General features: G+C 36.1%; 11 protein-coding genes. 7 read left to right on the forward strand and 4 right to left on the reverse strand.

The features are described 5' to 3' along the window. The first annotated feature begins 1 nt into the window (after position 1). Positions 2–1,969 (forward strand): protein-disulfide reductase DsbD family protein, encoded by a 1,968-nt coding sequence (locus ACN0WI_RS14260; RefSeq protein ID WP_417887714.1) that lies wholly within the window; start codon positions 2–4, stop codon positions 1,967–1,969. A gap of 267 nt (positions 1,970–2,236) precedes the next feature. Here the strand turns inward: ACN0WI_RS14260 and ACN0WI_RS14265 are convergent, their stop codons facing one another. Next, positions 2,237–2,932 (reverse strand): IS3 family transposase, encoded by a 696-nt coding sequence (locus tag ACN0WI_RS14265; RefSeq protein ID WP_417887762.1) that lies wholly within the window; start codon positions 2,930–2,932, stop codon positions 2,237–2,239. Positions 2,933–2,995: 63 nt separating this feature from the next. Then, positions 2,996–3,169 (reverse strand): hypothetical protein, encoded by a 174-nt coding sequence (locus ACN0WI_RS14270; RefSeq protein WP_417887715.1) that lies wholly within the window; start codon positions 3,167–3,169, stop codon positions 2,996–2,998. Positions 3,170–3,649: 480 nt separating this feature from the next. Between ACN0WI_RS14270 and ACN0WI_RS14275 the strand changes: the two genes are divergently transcribed. Continuing rightward, on the forward strand, positions 3,650–4,381 hold the full coding sequence (locus ACN0WI_RS14275; RefSeq protein WP_417887716.1) for a hypothetical protein: 732 nt from the start codon (positions 3,650–3,652) through the stop codon (positions 4,379–4,381). Positions 4,382–4,385: 4 nt separating this feature from the next. Here ACN0WI_RS14275 and ACN0WI_RS14280 read toward each other — a convergent pair whose 3' ends face one another. Beyond that, positions 4,386–5,735, reverse strand: coding sequence for a sensor histidine kinase (locus ACN0WI_RS14280; protein ID WP_417887717.1), 1,350 nt, complete (start codon positions 5,733–5,735; stop codon positions 4,386–4,388). Then, positions 5,725–7,071 (reverse strand): sigma-54-dependent transcriptional regulator, encoded by a 1,347-nt coding sequence (locus ACN0WI_RS14285; protein WP_417887718.1) that lies wholly within the window; start codon positions 7,069–7,071, stop codon positions 5,725–5,727. The genes ACN0WI_RS14280 and ACN0WI_RS14285 overlap by 11 nt, the downstream gene beginning before the upstream one ends. A gap of 247 nt (positions 7,072–7,318) precedes the next feature. On the opposite strand from ACN0WI_RS14285, the gene ACN0WI_RS14290 reads away from it, so the two are divergent. The 5 genes from ACN0WI_RS14290 to ACN0WI_RS14310 are packed head-to-tail and all read left to right on the forward strand — an operon-like array spanning position 7,319 to position 16,513. Next, positions 7,319–8,572 carry an efflux RND transporter periplasmic adaptor subunit gene (locus ACN0WI_RS14290; RefSeq protein WP_417887719.1) on the forward strand — a complete coding sequence of 418 codons (1,254 nt, stop codon included), beginning with the start codon at positions 7,319–7,321 and terminating at the stop codon, positions 8,570–8,572. A gap of 43 nt (positions 8,573–8,615) precedes the next feature. Further along, entirely contained in the window at positions 8,616–9,305 is a 690-nt protein-coding gene (locus ACN0WI_RS14295) for an ABC transporter ATP-binding protein (RefSeq protein WP_417887720.1), read from the forward strand. 39 nt (positions 9,306–9,344) lie between these two features. Then, positions 9,345–11,735 carry an ABC transporter permease gene (locus tag ACN0WI_RS14300; RefSeq protein ID WP_417887721.1) on the forward strand — a complete coding sequence of 797 codons (2,391 nt, stop codon included), beginning with the start codon at positions 9,345–9,347 and terminating at the stop codon, positions 11,733–11,735. A 28-nt stretch (positions 11,736–11,763) separates the two neighbouring features. Next, on the forward strand, positions 11,764–14,136 hold the full coding sequence (locus ACN0WI_RS14305; protein ID WP_417887722.1) for an ABC transporter permease: 2,373 nt from the start codon (positions 11,764–11,766) through the stop codon (positions 14,134–14,136). 4 nt (positions 14,137–14,140) lie between these two features. Beyond that, positions 14,141–16,513: an ABC transporter permease gene (locus tag ACN0WI_RS14310; protein WP_417887723.1), complete on the forward strand. Its 2,373-nt coding sequence runs from the start codon at positions 14,141–14,143 to the stop codon at positions 16,511–16,513. The last annotated feature ends 1 nt before the right edge of the window (position 16,514 follow it).

A 16,514-nucleotide genomic window follows, 5' to 3' on the forward strand; every position in this document is an offset into this window, starting at 1 on the left:
CATGTACAGTACACTAAGGTTTATTTGTTCTTTTCTATTAATTATTCTTTCTTTTTCGTCTGAAATTGAAGCACAGGTTGTAGATCCCATTAAATGGACTACCGAAACTGAAAAGATTTCAGATACCGAATATTTACTCATAGCTACAGCAAGCCTTGATGCAGGCTGGCACTTATATTCGCAACAAGTTCCAGATGGGGGTCCCGTACCTACGAGTTTTATGTATGATGACAGTAGCGGTGACTTTAGGATTGTAGGTAATACGCAAGAGGGGGAAGGAAAGGATATACAAGATCCTATTTTTGAAATGGAAATCAAATATTTTGAAAACAGCGCGGTCTTTAAACAGAAGATTGAAGTTACAGAAGAAGTAGGGCGCATTCTGGCGTTTGTAGAATATATGGTTTGTGACGATACCCGCTGTTTACCTCCTGATGAAGAAGAATTAACCTTCAATCTTACTGAAGAGACTACGGCAGAAACTGCTACAGGTTCAATTACAGGGGGTATGGTTTCAACATTACCTGAAGCCGAAGATTCAGCTTCAGAATCCCGTGGGTTACTCAATATTTTCTTTTTAAGTTTCTTAGGTGGTTTTGCGGCTTTGCTCACGCCTTGCGTGTTCCCAATGATACCGATGACCGTGAGCTTTTTTACAAAACAGAGTAAAACCCGTGCTAGCGGAATTAAAAATGCGTTGCTCTACGGGCTTTTTATCATCGTGATTTATGTGGTACTGGGTTCTGTGGTGACTGCGATCTTTGGTGCCGATTCGCTCAATGCGCTCTCTACTAATGTGGTCTTTAATTTGGTCTTTTTTGCGCTGTTAGTCTTTTTTGCGTGCTCTTTTCTGGGAGCTTTTGAATTGGTTCTTCCCAGTTCGTGGGCTACCAAGATCGATTCGCAAGCAGACCGTGAGGGCATTATCGGCATCTTTTTTATGGCGCTTGCCCTGGCTATTGTTTCGTTTTCGTGCACAGGGCCCATTGTGGGCACTCTGCTGGTAGAATCGGCATCAAAGGGCGGTCTCGCTCCCATTATTGGGATGCTGGGCTTTTCGCTGGCAATAGCCTTGCCGTTTGCTTTGTTTGCTGCTTTCCCCGGCTGGCTAAACTCGTTGCCCAAATCAGGGGGCTGGCTCAATACAGTGAAGGTAGTACTGGGCTTTCTGGAGCTTGCCTTTGCCTTTAAATTCCTGAGTAATGCAGATTTGGTCCTTCAATTGCATTTATTAGAACGTGAAACATTCTTAGCGATCTGGATTGCGGTTTTTGGAGCTTTGGCTTTGTATTTGTTAGGGAAAATCACCTTGCCACACGACAGTACCTTACAGCATATTTCGGTAGGAAGATTGAGTCTGGGGCTTTTTGTTTTAGCCTTTGTGGTGTATATGATCCCTGGTCTTTGGGGTGCTCCCCTACAATGGATAAGTGGTTTCCCTCCACCTACGCAGTATAGCGAGTCTCCTTATGGGGTAGGGAATACTCAAGGGGTGACAGGAACTTCTGTAGAACTTCCTGATCATGCAGAATTAGGACCTTTAGATCTTATTACCTTTAAAGATTATGAAGCCGGAATGGCCTATGCCAGGAAGGTAAACAAGCCGGTAATGCTCGATTTTACAGGCTATGCCTGTGTTAACTGCCGCAAGATGGAAGAACGGGTATGGCCAGAACCTCAGGTCCAGCAGATACTCCGGGATGAGCTGGTGCTGATATCACTTTACGTTGACGATAAAAAAGAGCTTCCTGAAGTGGATCAATATGTTTCAGAAACCACCGGCAAGAAGATTAAGACCATAGGAAACAAATGGAGTGATTTTCAAATTAAACACTATAAAGCAAATGCCCAGCCATATTACGTACTTGTGGACTCAGAAGGAAATAAACTCAATGAACCCACTGCATACAATCCGGATATGGAATCGTATCTAGCCTGGTTGCAGGAAGGAATTGAAAACTATAATTGAGTAGGGCGCTGCATTTAATAAATAGAGAATTGATTTAATGGGGGTTGAATTGAGAACTTAAATAGTTGGTGTCTTGGTTCTTCTATTTTATAGAAAACTGACTTAAAAAAATAGGAGTATTAGCAATGGATTTGCAACAAAAGGTTGAACAAATTTTTTAAGACCTATCTACATTTTTAATTGATAAAATTCTTTTTCTATTTCATAAGGAGTTTTATATTCCAAAAGGAGTGTAAGTGTTTTCTGTTGTACCCTATTTCGATGTACTCAAAGATGGCAGTTTTTAGCATGCTCTATAGTTTTAAAATCATCATCATAAATAAGTGCTACTTTTAAGGTTTTAAAGAAAGACTCAGCTACGGAATTATCCCAACAATTGCTTTTCCTGCTCATGGATTGGGTTACCAGAGGGTTAGATTTAATAAATGTCCTAAATGCTTTTGAGGCATATTGCATCCCTCTATCTGAGTGAAATAGTAAATCCCTGTTTACCTTCCGCTTACTAGTAGCCATTTTCCATGCCGGTATAATGGTTTGATTGGTATGCAGGCTTGTACTTAATGACCAACCTATTACCTGCCTGTCAAATAAATCAATAATAGTGGTTAAGTACAGCCAAGCTTGATTGGTCTGGATATAAGTAATGTCACTGACCCAAGTTTCATTTAACCTATAGGGATTAAAGTTTCTATTGAGTAAATTTCTGCAAACCGGATATTTGCGATTGGAATCTGTAGTCGCTTTAAACTTCCTTTTGTGTTTGCTCACCCAATTGTTCGCTCTCATAATTTTAGCCACTCTGCGTCTAGACACAAGGTATCCTTTACATTTTAGCTGTTCTGCAATTCTTGTGGAGCCATAACGCTGTTTGCTCAAGTCAAATTCCTTTTTTATCAAATCTGTAAATAAACTATGTTCCAATGTCCGTTTGGATGGACCGCTTGTGTACCATCTATAAAAAATAGCTCCTACTTACTTTAAAAATTCTATACATCTTCTCGATAGGGTACAAATGCTTATAGCTGGTTATAAATCCATAGACTTCCCATCGCTCTTGGAGAAGATCTGCACGGCTTTTTTTAATATTTGCAGTTCAAATTCCTTTTTTTTAAGAGCTTTGCGCAGTCTTTTAAGCGCTAAAGTATCATCAGGTATTGGTTGTTCAACCTTAGGCAAGGTAGCTGTTTTGCCTTTCGCCATTTGTAGATCCGTTGCACTTCTATGCCTAGTTCGTCCGCTAAATCTTTATGTTCTCTCGCTAGCAGCTTAACCGAACTGCCTGCTCCTTTAACTCTGGACTGTAATAGCGTTTTTTCATGGTTCTAAGATATTTGTTTGGTAACAAACGGTCTTAAATTTTATGTCCCAGTAAAGATAGCTACTCCACCTTAAGAGTGTATAACGGTTGATTTATTTTTCATCTTATAGTCATTCTTGTTGCATTAGTAAATTAGCACATGCCATATTCTATAATTATTCGTAACTAGATAGTGAAGCTGAAAAAGTGTGTCAGCAATTATTAATATTAAATCTCGAAATTTGAAATTTAAAGGAACTATGAGCTCAGATTTAAAATTGCTAGTAACAATTGAAATGGAATAATAAGTAGATATAAAATAAATATATAGCCTAGAACGTTATTTTTATAATTAAAACAAAATCAGTTATATATTCTTTTGAATGAAATATTTTTTGTGGATTCTATTATTAATTTCTTTTGAAGGGTTTTCTCAAAATGTTCGTGGATATTTATACAATAGCAAAGCCGTGATTCCCAATTTTCCGATTTTAAACACAAGAACGGATACTTATTTTGAAACCGCGAAAACCGGTTATTTTGAAGTAGAGGCACAAGTAGGCGATACACTTCAATTTAAATCTATGGCTTATAAATCCTATATGATGATTGTAAAACCAAAGGATTTTAATCAGGAAATTGTAGTTGAATTACAGATTAATGAATTAGATGAGGTCGCGCTCAAACTTTACAAAAAACAGGAGCTAAATGTAGAAGAATTAGATACTAAACTTTCTTATAGTATTCAAAAAGATATAGAAAATTATCCGTTTTACTATAAGCCTTCTGGTGGAAATATTCTTGCAGTGATCGATTTAGTAGTGGGAATTTTTAAGAAAAAACATAAGACTCCTAAACAGGAAAAAGTTTCCCAATTAGTAACCTATAACGATTTTAAAGAATTTTTTGAGACCGATTCTTTTTTTAATGAAGCTTATTTAGAAGACAATTTAAAGATTCCGAAAAAATACCATCAATTGTTTTTTAATTATTTATCTACTAAATACATTACTTCCGATTTGTTAAACGATAAAAAGCAATTAGAATTTATCGAAAAACTGATTAGTGCTAAAAATGAGTTTCTTCAAAATTTAGATGAATTTTCTGCAGAATAATAGTTTAATTAGGAAAAAGTAAATTAATAGTTGTGCCTTGTTCTTTTGTACTTTTTAATTGAATTTTCCCTTTATGCAACATCATTATTTGCTTGGCTAAACTCAAACCAATACCGCTACCATTCTTTTTGGTAGTAAAAAACGGTACAAATATAGTTTCCTGAATTTCCTGTGGAATCCCTTTTCCATTATCTACCACTTGTAGTGATATAAAATTATCGGTTATTGATTTTGCACTTATTATAATTTTCGCATTTTCAATATATTGTAAAGCATCTCTAGCATTTACAATTAAATTAATAAGCACTTGTTCAATAAGATAACTATCAATTAGAATTTGCAATTTCGGATTCGAAAGCTCAAAGTATAAATTGATATTTTGCGATTGTAACGATGGTCTCATTAATCGCTCTATCGAAGTAAATAAATCGTTAATATAAATATTTTCGCGATTAATATGAGTCACTTTATTCAGGCTTCGGTAGGTTTTAGCAAACTTCATTAAACCTTCGCTTCGTTTTTTTATACTACCAATAGCTTCTTCTAAATCAGCAATATCTAATAGATTTTCATCAGGATTTTTACGATTTTCAGCAATTTGATATTCCAAGGTATCGGCTAAAGAAGAAATGGGCGCAATAGAATTCATAATTTCATGCGTCATAACGCTTAGTAATTTTTTCCAAGCTTCCGATTCATTTTGATTTAATGTTTCGTCAATATTTTGAAGTAAAATAATTTTAAAAGAATGCTCATTTTCACTAAAAACGGTTTCCGAAACTAACACTTTCAATGTATCACCATCTACCGTAATGCTTACCGAATTTCCGGTAAGATGATTCATTTCAAAAATAGTTTCAAATAATTCTGGTTTTCGCTTTTTTAAGAATTTGATGTTTTTAAATGAAGGAATGCTAAGCGTTTTTTTAATCGCATCGTTTGCCCAAAGTACATCCCCAGTTTTTTGGTTGTAAGAAATAATCCCAACATCCACAATTTCTAATATCTTCTGAAGATACAGATATTGCATTTCCTTATTCGAGTTAATCTCCCGAATTTTATCGTTTACCAGATTAAAACCCTCATTTAATTTTTTTAAATCTTGTGGCGCACCTTTACTAACAAATCGTCTTGAAAAGTCGTTGTATTTGACCGATTCAAAAAAATCGTCCATTGCAATAAATCGGCGTGTAATAAATTTATAGATATTGAAAAAAATACTAATTGCAAGAATTCCTCCAATTACAACTAACAGCAATTCTCTTAAACTAATCCCAAAAGCTACTGCGGTTAAGGCAATACTTAAAAGAATGAGTCTTATAAAAAGCGCAAAACTATATTTTTTATAAGTCATATTTATGGAGTCTGCGGTACAAAGCGGCTCTGGTAATTCCTAACTCTTTAGCTGATTTTGAAATATTTCCTTTGTTTTTTTCTATCACTTTCAAAATCGTTTGTTTTTCTACAGTTTCAAGGTTTGTTTCCTGAATTCTGCTAGTTGTTTCTGTCGATTTTTCTAATCCTGAGAACACTAAATCTTCTGCTGTAAGTATATCACCATCAGCCATAATTATTGCACGCTCTAGCACATACTGAAGTTCACGGACATTACCCGGAAATGTATGCGATTTTAATTTACTGAAAAACGAAGGATCAAATGTAAAAGGTCCTTTAAAATACTTTTCGGCATACATATCAGTAAAATAACGGCTAAGTAGTGTAATATCGGTACCACGTTCCCGAAGTGGTGGCACGGTTAAATCGACTGTATTAATACGATAAATTAAATCTTTTCGGAAGGTATTCTCATCGGCTAAATCACTTAATTCTAAATTTGTAGCGCAAATTAATCGAATATCGATTGGGATACTTTCGTTAGATCCTAGCGGACTGATGGTTCGGTTTTGTAAAACGGTGAGTAATCGTGCTTGCTGGCGCAAACTGATGTTCCCAATTTCATCTAAAAAAAGTGTACCCCCGTTAGCTGCTTCAAAACGTCCTTTACGATCTTCCCGCGCATCGGTAAAAGCTCCTTTTTTATATCCAAACAATTCGCTTTCAAATAAACTATCAGTTAATGCTCCTACATCAACTTTTACAAACGGCTTATTTTTCCGAAGCGATTGTTCATGAATTGCTTGAGCTACTAAATCTTTACCGGTTCCGTTTTCGCCTAATATCAAAACATTGGCATCAGTTGGTGCTATTTTTTTTAGTTTATCAAAAATCAGCTGCATTTCTTCGCTATCACCAATAATCTTATTTCCGCCAGCTGTAGGTCTTGATAGTTGCGGTTTTACCGATTTTTTTTCTACTACCGATTTTAAGGATTCAATCATTTTTTGGTTCTTCCAAGGTTTTACTATAAAATCGGAGGCGCCTTGTTTTAAGGATCGGATTGCTAAATCGATATCAGCATAAGCAGTAATTAGAATTACATCGACTTTACTATCTAATTGCTTAATTTTATTCAGCCAAAAAATTCCCTCGTTACCAGTATTTACCACACCATTAAAATTCATATCCAAAACCACCACGTCGAACTTTTGCTTTTCGAAAATCGAAATAATATTATTCGGATTTTTTTCGGTAACTACAGTACCAGCCAAAGATTTAAGCATTATCCGTAGTGCGGTTAACACATCAGGATCATCATCTATAACCAGTATGTTTGCATTCTTAAGTTGCATATTTACAATATTACAACTTTCTGTTTCCTATAAATAAAAATGACTTCGGAAATTTAAAGTTTTACGATTTTGTTTTGTTTTCGAACACATAGTGTATTAAAACCGAACACTTTTTAGTAAAAGAAAATATTTAAAATTCTGATTATTAGCTATTTATTTTTTTGGCATCATTATGACATGTTTTTTATAGGAATACGAAAGGTATTCAAAAAAAGAATTAAAATTTATTGGAGATAGTACTAATATTATGGATATACCAATACAAAAAAAACGTTTTACACCTCAAAAAATAGCGATGTTTATTGGCGGAGTACTTTTAGTAGGGCTTATTGTTTTCGTGTTGCTTTCTTCTAGTGGGAGCTCTAAATTAAATGTTGAGAAAGAACGAATTAGTATCAACACCGTAAAACAAGATATTTTTCAGGAAAATATTCCTGTTAACGGTGTAGTCATGCCTATTACAACAATTTATTTAGATGCTTTAGAAGGTGGACGTGTCGAAGAAAAATTTGTAGAAGATGGTGCTATGATGAAAAAAGATGATCCTATTCTTCGATTATCGAATACCGATTTAGAATTAAGCTTGGTGAATCAGGAAACTCAGGTGTATAATTTGTTAACTCAAATGCAGCGAACACAAAATGCCTCTCGGGAGAATACAATTAACAAGCTCAATCAACTTACTGAAGTTAAAAGCAGTTTAAGGGAAGCTGAGCGAAAATTTAAACTAAATAAAAAGCTTTTTGATAAAGGAGCAGTAGCCGAACAGGAATTTTTAGAATCTCAGAATAATTATAACTATCAAAAAGATCGTTTAGCTCTAACCGAAAGAGTATTGCAACAAGATTCTATTTCTTCTAAACAGGAAAATGTACAAGCCAGAGAATCGTATGAGAAAACAAGAAAAGCATTAGAATTAATGCGCAAAAAAGTAGAAGACCTTATTGTAAGAGCTCCGGTTGATGGTCAGTTAACATCTTTAGATGCTGAAATAGGACAATCGAAATCAAAAGGTGAACGTTTAGGCCAAATTGATGTGATTAGCGGTTATAAAGTGCGAGTAGATGTAGATGAACATTATATTTCCAGAATTTATGCCGGTCAACAAGGAAGTTTTAATTTTGATGGTAAATCCTATACTCTTGAAATTAAAAAGGTATATACACAGGTTGCTAATGGACGATTTCAGGTAGATATGACCTTTTTAGAAGAAGCACCAGAGAAAATTAGAAGAGGGCAAACACTGCAAATTCGAGTAGCTTTAAGTCAGGAAAAAGAAGCAATATTAATTCCGAAAGGTGGATTTTTTCAGGAAACCGGTGGGAATTGGATTTTTAAAGTCAGTGAAGATGGTAGTACCGCATATAAAACTGATATTCAATTAGGAAGTCAAAATACAGAATATTACGAAGTGCTTTCAGGTTTAGAACCTGGAGATAAGGTAATCACTTCAAGCTATAGCAATTATAACGATATTCAGGAATTGGTTTTAAAGGAGTAAATTGAAGAGTTTTAAATTAGATTTTAGATAAAAAATATTCATCATGATAAAAATTACAGATCTCGAAAAATTTTATCGTACCGATGAGGTACAGACCGTGGCCATTAATAAGCTTTCTTTTGAAATTAAAGAAGGAGAATTTGTCTCGGTTATGGGACCGTCGGGTTGCGGAAAATCAACATTACTTAATATTCTAGGGCTTTTAGACGACCCTGATGGGGGCAGCTATATTTTTAATGGAATCGAGGTTGCCGGATTTAATGAACGCAAGAGAGCAAATCTTAGAAAACACAATATTGGTTTTGTATTCCAGAGCTTTAATCTGATCGATGAGCTTAGTGTTTTCGAAAACGTAGAGCTGCCATTAATTTATACTGGGGTAAAGCCAGCAGAGCGTAAAGAACGCGTACACGAAGTTTTAGAGAAAATGCAAATTATGCATCGTCGTAAACATTTTCCGCAACAACTATCAGGTGGGCAACAACAGCGTGTTGCAGTTGCCCGTGCCGTAGTAAATAACCCTAAGCTAATTCTTGCCGATGAGCCTACCGGAAATCTGGATAGCAGTAACGGTAACGAGGTTATGGATTTACTTACCGAGCTTAATGCTGCAGGAACCACCATCATCATGGTAACACACAGCGAACACGATGCAAAATACAGTCATCGAATCATCAGAATGTTAGACGGCCAAAAAGTAACTGAGAACATCTTGGCTGAATATCAAAATTAGACGTTTTACGGGGTCATTCATCAATCAAAAATCTAAACTATGTTTAAACTTTATCTCAAATCGGCTTTCAGAAATCTATGGAACAGAAAATTTTATAGTTTTCTAAATATGTTCGGCCTGGCAGTTGGATTGGCGACCAGCGTCATGCTGCTTATGTGGGTGCAGAATGAGTGGAGTTATGACCAATTTCATGATAAATCTGAAAAAATTTATCGCATAAACTCCCGTTTCAAAACCGAAGCTGAAGATAATGTCTGGTCGACGGCTCCTGGCCCGGTAAAAGTTTACGCTCAGGATATTCCAGAAATTGAAGAACTTGTGCGCATCAATTTAACTGATGGTATTACCATTAGTGACAAGGATAGCAAAAAAAAGTTTTACAAAAATACGGTTGCGATGGCCGATGAAAATTTATTTGAGGTTTTCAGCTTCCCATTTTTATATGGCTCAAAAGAAGATGCCATGGCAGATCCTTATTCGGTTATTCTGACCAAAGAAACTGCTGAAAAGATTTTCAACAATGATATAGAAAACGTGGTTGGAAAGCAGCTTATTTCTAATGGCGAAACATTCAATATTAAAGGAATTCTGAAGGAAATCCCTAAAAATTCCAGCATACAATTTGATGCGGTTATCCCTATGTCTTATTACGCAACCATGTTTAAAGCAAGTGGAGGAAATGGAAGATGGAAAACTATTGATACCGATGTGGGAAATTATACTTTCTCTTCCTTCGCGCAACTTTCAGCGAATGCTTCTCCACAAACGGCCGCTTCCAAAATGTCTGCCTCCCTAGCCAATGTTATTGGAGATGAAGGCGATTTCAATATCTCCTTTCAGTTTCAACCTCTGGAAAAAATCCACCTCATCAGTGCAGATGGTAATGAAAGTTCGGCAATCCAAGTAAACATTATTATGCTGGTTGTGATTATGCTACTCGCCATAGCAAGCATCAATTACATCAATATTTCAACCTCGCAGGCTATAAAAAGAGCGAAAGAAGTAAGCGTTAGAAAGATCATTGGTGCGAATAAGAAACAATTGTTCTTTCAATTCATACTAGAAACCAGTCTGTTATTCGTGTTTTCGATTATACTGGCAATTGGCTTGATTTATTTACTAATGCCGGTTTATAATTTCATTGCTGGGAATCAGCTCGTTTTCTCGATAGCCGATGGCGGTATCTGGAAAGTGATTGGGATTAGCTTTTTTGCAACGCTTATCGCCTCTAGTATTTACCCAGCTATTTTGCTTTCTTCCTTTAAACCAATTGAAAGTCTACGAGGTCGTGCGAAATCAAGATTAAAAACCGGAACGCTTAGGAAAGGCCTAGTAGTTTTTCAGTTTTCAATGGCTATCATTTTGCTGATTGCTACGCTTTTTATATCGCACCAGATGGATTACATGAAAAATCATGATCTGGGATATTCTAAGGAAAATGTTATAATGGCTACACTGAATTCGGACGCTAGAAATCATCTAGACGCTATCCAAAATAACTTAAAAAATAACGAAGCAATTGAAAATGTTGCCGTAACCAGTTTTTCTGATTTTAGTAATATACAAGGATCTACAGGTGATTTGGATTGGGAAGGAAAACCTCAAAACAGTTCTTTGATCATCACTCAAGTTTATGTAGAAAAAGAATTTATTCCTACGATGAAGATAGAATTGTTGGAAGGTCATAATTTTCGTGGTACTCCGGCTGATACTTCTTCTTTTATTCTGAATGAGACTGCGGTAGAACAGATGGGGCTTCAGAAACCATATCTGGGAAAAGAAATTACTTTTCATTCTAAAAAAGGAAAAATTATCGGGATCGCAAAAGACTTCAATTTTAAACATCTGAAGGAAAAAGTTTCACCGCTCATTATGTTTTCCTTCTGGAATATCAAAAATCAACTAGTTGTTCGAACCAAAGCAGGAGAAGAAAAAAAGGCGATCGCTGCCTTGGCTTCGGTTTTTGAAGAATATCCGGGAGAAGAACCTTTTAATTATTCATTTATTGATGAGCAGTTCGATGCCAGGTATAAAGCCGATGAGCAGTCAGAAACATTATTCAAAGCTTTTGCCGGAATTGCCATTTTCATTTCCTGTCTTGGTCTATTTGGACTCTCCACCTATACAGCTCAGACAAGAAAAAAAGAAATTGGTATACGAAAGGTACTGGGAGCAAATATGATTACCATCGTTTCGCTTTTATCAAAAGACTTCTTAAAACTCGTTTTTATAGCCATCCTCATCGCTTCCCCAGTGGCATGGTGGCTTATGCAAAAATGGCTGGATGGCTTTGCCTACCGTATCAATTTAGAATGGACCTTCTTCATAATTGCTGGATTACTGGCTATTGGAATCGCTTTGTTTACCGTTAGTTTCCAGGCGATTAAAGCTGCTATAGCTAATCCTATACAATCATTAAGAAGCGAGTAATTTTATCATCAATAGAAAAACTAAAAAAATGTTCAAAATTCATCTAAAATCGGCTTGGAGAAACCTTTGGAAATCGAAATTCTATAATGGGATAAGTTTATTAGGTATGTCATTAGGGCTTTGTGTCGCAATTTTTATAGGGGTATGGATTAATACTGAATTAAGTTATAATGAGATTGGCAATGCTCAGGATATTTATCGGGTTTCTAGTATTTTAAGTAGTGGTGAAAATTCACAAACTTGGGGAAGCTCAGTTGGTCCGGTAGCCTATTATGCTAAAGCCGAAATTCCAGAAGTAAATAATGCAGTAAGAATTAGAGATTTTTATGGGTATCGTATTTTTAGTAGTGCATCTAATAAGTTTGAAGCAAAAGGGGGAGCTCTTGTAGATCCTGAATTCTTTTCTTTTTTTGATTTGAAATTTATTAAAGGGAATTCAAAAGTTCCATTTTCAGGAAATAATTCTGTTATAATTACTAAGAAAGCTGCCAAAAAGTATTTTGGAACTACAGAAGCTATAGGCAAAACAATCTCTGCCGATTATGAAGAACATTTTACTGTAACTGGGATAATTGAAGATATTCCTAAAAATTCGAGTTTAGATTATGAACTATTTTTTCCTATGTCGATCTTTTCTGAACAATACGATGGCAATAGATATTGGAAATCTATGAATAGCGATTGGGGTAATTTCAATTTCCTTACGTTTATTAAACTTAAAAAAAATGTTTCAGCTGAAACCATAGTTCAGAAATTAAACAAAATTAGGAAAGCAAAAGATAGAAATGCAATTCAGTCGGAAACCAGAGATGCATACTATTTACAACCTATTCAGCAAATGAATTTGTATAGTTATGGCGGAGAACCAACACAGATTAAAACGGTTCGAATTTTTGGAATTGTTTTAATTCTTATTCTTTGTATAGCTTGTATTAATTACGTAAATCTTAATACCGCAAGATCGATACAAAGAGCCAAAGAAGTAAGCCTTCGAAAACTAATTGGAGCCAACAGGAAGCAACTTTTTATACAATTTATTATTGAGTCGTGTATTTTCTTTTTATTGGCAATTGTCTTAGCAATGGGATTACTCCATTTATTAGCGCCTTCTTTTAACTCAATTGCAGGAAAAGATATCGATTTTAATTTTTTAGATTTCCAATTATGGGGAATGATTGTGGTGGTTTTTATTTCAACTTTAGTTGCATCTTCAATTTATCCGGCAATTTTATTGTCTTCATTTAAGCCATTAGAAGCTATTAAAGGAAATATAATTACCGGCGTAGGCGTAGGTACTTTTAGAAAAGTACTGGTTTGTGTTCAGTTTTCATTTTCAGTAATTTTAATTATTAGTACCATTATTGTTGGTAAGCAATTGGATTTTATTACCAGTAAAAGTCCTGGTTATGATCGTTCACAAGTTTTTCATTTTACAATGCCTAAGGAAATGCGTACGCATAAAAAGGCAATAGTAAATCAGATTCAAAATTTACCGAATATCGCTTCTATTTCTTTTAGTAACAGCAATATTGTAAATAATGGAATGACTACCGGAGATACAAACTGGGAAGGTAAAGACCCACAAAGTGATTTTATCGTAAGTCCTATTGGAATTGATGATGGTTTTATCCCAATGATGAAAATGCAGCTTTTAGCCGGTGAAAATTTTAAAGGTCATGCCGAAGACTCCTTGCATTTCATTCTAAATGAAACCGCTGTTAAACAAGCAGGAATTGAAGATCCTATTGGTAAAAGTTTTACACTCTGGGAAACTAAAGGTATCATTTCGGCTGTAGTAAAAGATTTTAATTTTAGTTCGATGAAAAATGAAATTAAACCAACTGTAATATATTACGATCCTGATCCTTACCGCATGTATATCAAAACTACCGATGGTGATATTTTGGCAAGTATGGCGACTATCGAAAAAATCTGGAATACTTATAATCCTGGCTTTCCTTTTAATTATTCGTTTTTAGATAAGCAATACGAAAACATGTATCGTAATGATATTAGAACTGGAAAAATGTTTAAAATATTTTCAATTTTAGCAATTTTCGTTTCCTGTTTAGGGCTTTTTGGGTTAAGTACGTACACCGCACAACTTAAAAAACGTGAAATCGGGATTCGTAAAGTTTTAGGAGCTTCGGTAGTACAAATTACATCTTTACTCTCTAAAGACTTTTTAAAATTGATTACCATTTCATGCATTATCGCCATTCCTGTTGGCTGGTATTTCATGCAATCTTGGCTTCAAAATTTTGCCTATAAAACAAATCTCGATTGGTGGATTTTTGCTAGTGCTGGAATGTTAACGTTACTCATAGCAATGTTAACCGTAAGTTCTCAGGCTATAAAAACAGCACTTTCAAACCCGGTAAAGAACATTAAAACTGAATAAGGCCATGTTTAAAAACTACATCAAAATCGCCTGGCGGAACCTTAGGAAGAACAAAATGACTACTACCTTAAGTCTTTTCGGCTTAATACTGGGGGTTACCTGTTTTATGCTTTTAGGGACGTATATCCTTAACGAATTCCGTTACGATCGTTTTAACGAGAAGGCAGACCGTATTGTTTTTGTAAACTATAGTTATAAATCCCCATCTGATGTAGAGGCGACCCATACACGTAATACGCCTACAGCGGTTGCTCCCGTTGCCAAGCGTGAGTTTTATGAGGTAGAAGATGCTGTGCGTATTTACAGGTATGACCGTCGAGAGGTTGAAGTGGGCAACAGCCATTTTACCGAAGCTAACATGCTACTTGCCGACCCTGCTATCTTCACTATTTTCAGTTTTGATTTTATAAATGGTAATCCGGTTACAGCACTAGATAAGCCCAATACCATTGTTATCACGCAACATACAGCAAAGAAATATTTTAAAGATCAGCCGGCACTGGGGAAATCTATTGTGATTGATGATAAGGTTTGGGAAGTTACAGGAGTTGTTAAAGACAATCCCCCATATTCATCCCTTCAATTTGATTTGGCAGGCTCCTATCTGTCCAGTAAGCGCTCAGAGCGGGAAATTTGGAATTCAGCCAACGATCACTCCTACTTACTCTTGAAATCCCCTGATCAACGCGCCCAAGCCGAGCAAAAATTTAATGCCTATGTGCAAAATCAGTTTCAGGACGATTTTAAAGGAGGCTATACCATGCACTTTGATTTTGTGCCGCTCACCGAAGATCATCTTTCTAGCGCGGCTTCTGGAAACCTAAAGACTTATTTATTCATACTTGGGGCAATTGCGGTATTGTTATTGACGATAGCCGCCATAAACTTTACCAACTTGATGACGGCAAAATCTGTTGAACGACTTCAGGAAATAGGGGTTCGTAAAGTTATGGGCGCTTCGCGTAAAAGCTTAATCATTCAATTTTTAACAGAGGCAGCTATAATCACACTACTGGCTGTTTGTACCGGAACGCTCATCGCAATCGGATTAATGCCCGCATTTAACAAGCTTACTAATTTAAATATAAGCCTTACGAGTTGGAACGGGACCTATTTTGCACTAAGCCTTGTCTTGTTGTTCGTTACCACAGCGCTTTTGGCCGGGGGGTGGCCCGCACTTGTGTTGTCCCGGTTTAAACCGGTAAATGCCTTAAAGAATAAGGCCACATCACTAACGAATACCACCGGTTTACGAAAATTCCTGGTTGTTTTTCAGTTTACGGTTTCCATCATCTTCATCATAGGCACTTTAGTAGCTAAAAAGCAATTGAATTTTATCAGTAATGCCGATACCGGGCTTAACCGGTCTAATGTTGTTGTGGTTGATGCCAGTTCCATGGGTCAGAATACCGTAGAATCCTTTAAAAAGAAATTGTTGGCTTCTCAATACATTAGTTCGGTAACCGCTTCTTCAGATACCCCGGTCGATATTAAAGGAGGATATAGCATAAAGGTTAACGGGCAGGAAAGCGGGATGTCAATTACCGCGGCACCGGTAGACAAAGATTACATCACTACCCTGGGTATGCGCTTGATCGCGGGAACCAATTTTAATGAAAGCGATAAACTGCAGGTTCAACAGCCCGATGATGCACGTGTGTATGCGTTTATGCTGAATAAAACAGCAGTAGATCAATTGGGCTTTACCCCTGAAGAAGCAGTGGGGAAAAGCGTGAATCTCAACGGTAGAAAAGGCTTTACCAAAGGCGTATTGCAAGATTTTAACTTTGCTTCCCTGCATCAGAATATTGCTCCTGTGGTACTCTTTGCAGAGTATGACTGGACTGCAAAAATCTTAGCTAAAATTCAGGGCAATACAAGCCAGGGATTAGCGGCAGTTCAACAAGTTTGGAACGAATTCAATCCAGATAGTGCCTTATTGTATTCGTTCTTGGACAATGACTATCAAAATCTGTATAAAAGCGAACAGCGCACGGCAGAGATACTCAATATTTTTTCAGCGATAACCATCCTTGTTTCCTGTTTAGGGCTTTTTGGCCTTTCGGTGTTTATGGCTGCACAGCGTAAAAAGGAAATAGGTATACGTAAAGTGCTTGGTGCTTCCGTTGCTCAAATCACCTACCTACTGTCGGTTAATTTTTTAAAGCTAATAGGTATTGCGCTTTGTATTGCGTTGCCTTTAGCCTGGTACTTTACCACGAATTGGTTACAGGGTTTTGCTTATAAAATTGCCGAACCTTATGGGCTTTATATTCTTTCTGGTTGCATAACGATTGGTATTGCGATGCTTACCCTTAGCATACAGGCGATCAAAGCTGCAATTCAAAACCCTGTTAAATCCTTAAGAACCGAATAAA

It is taken from the genome of Zunongwangia sp., assembly GCF_048269745.1.
In the GTDB taxonomy this organism is placed as follows: domain Bacteria; phylum Bacteroidota; class Bacteroidia; order Flavobacteriales; family Flavobacteriaceae; genus Zunongwangia.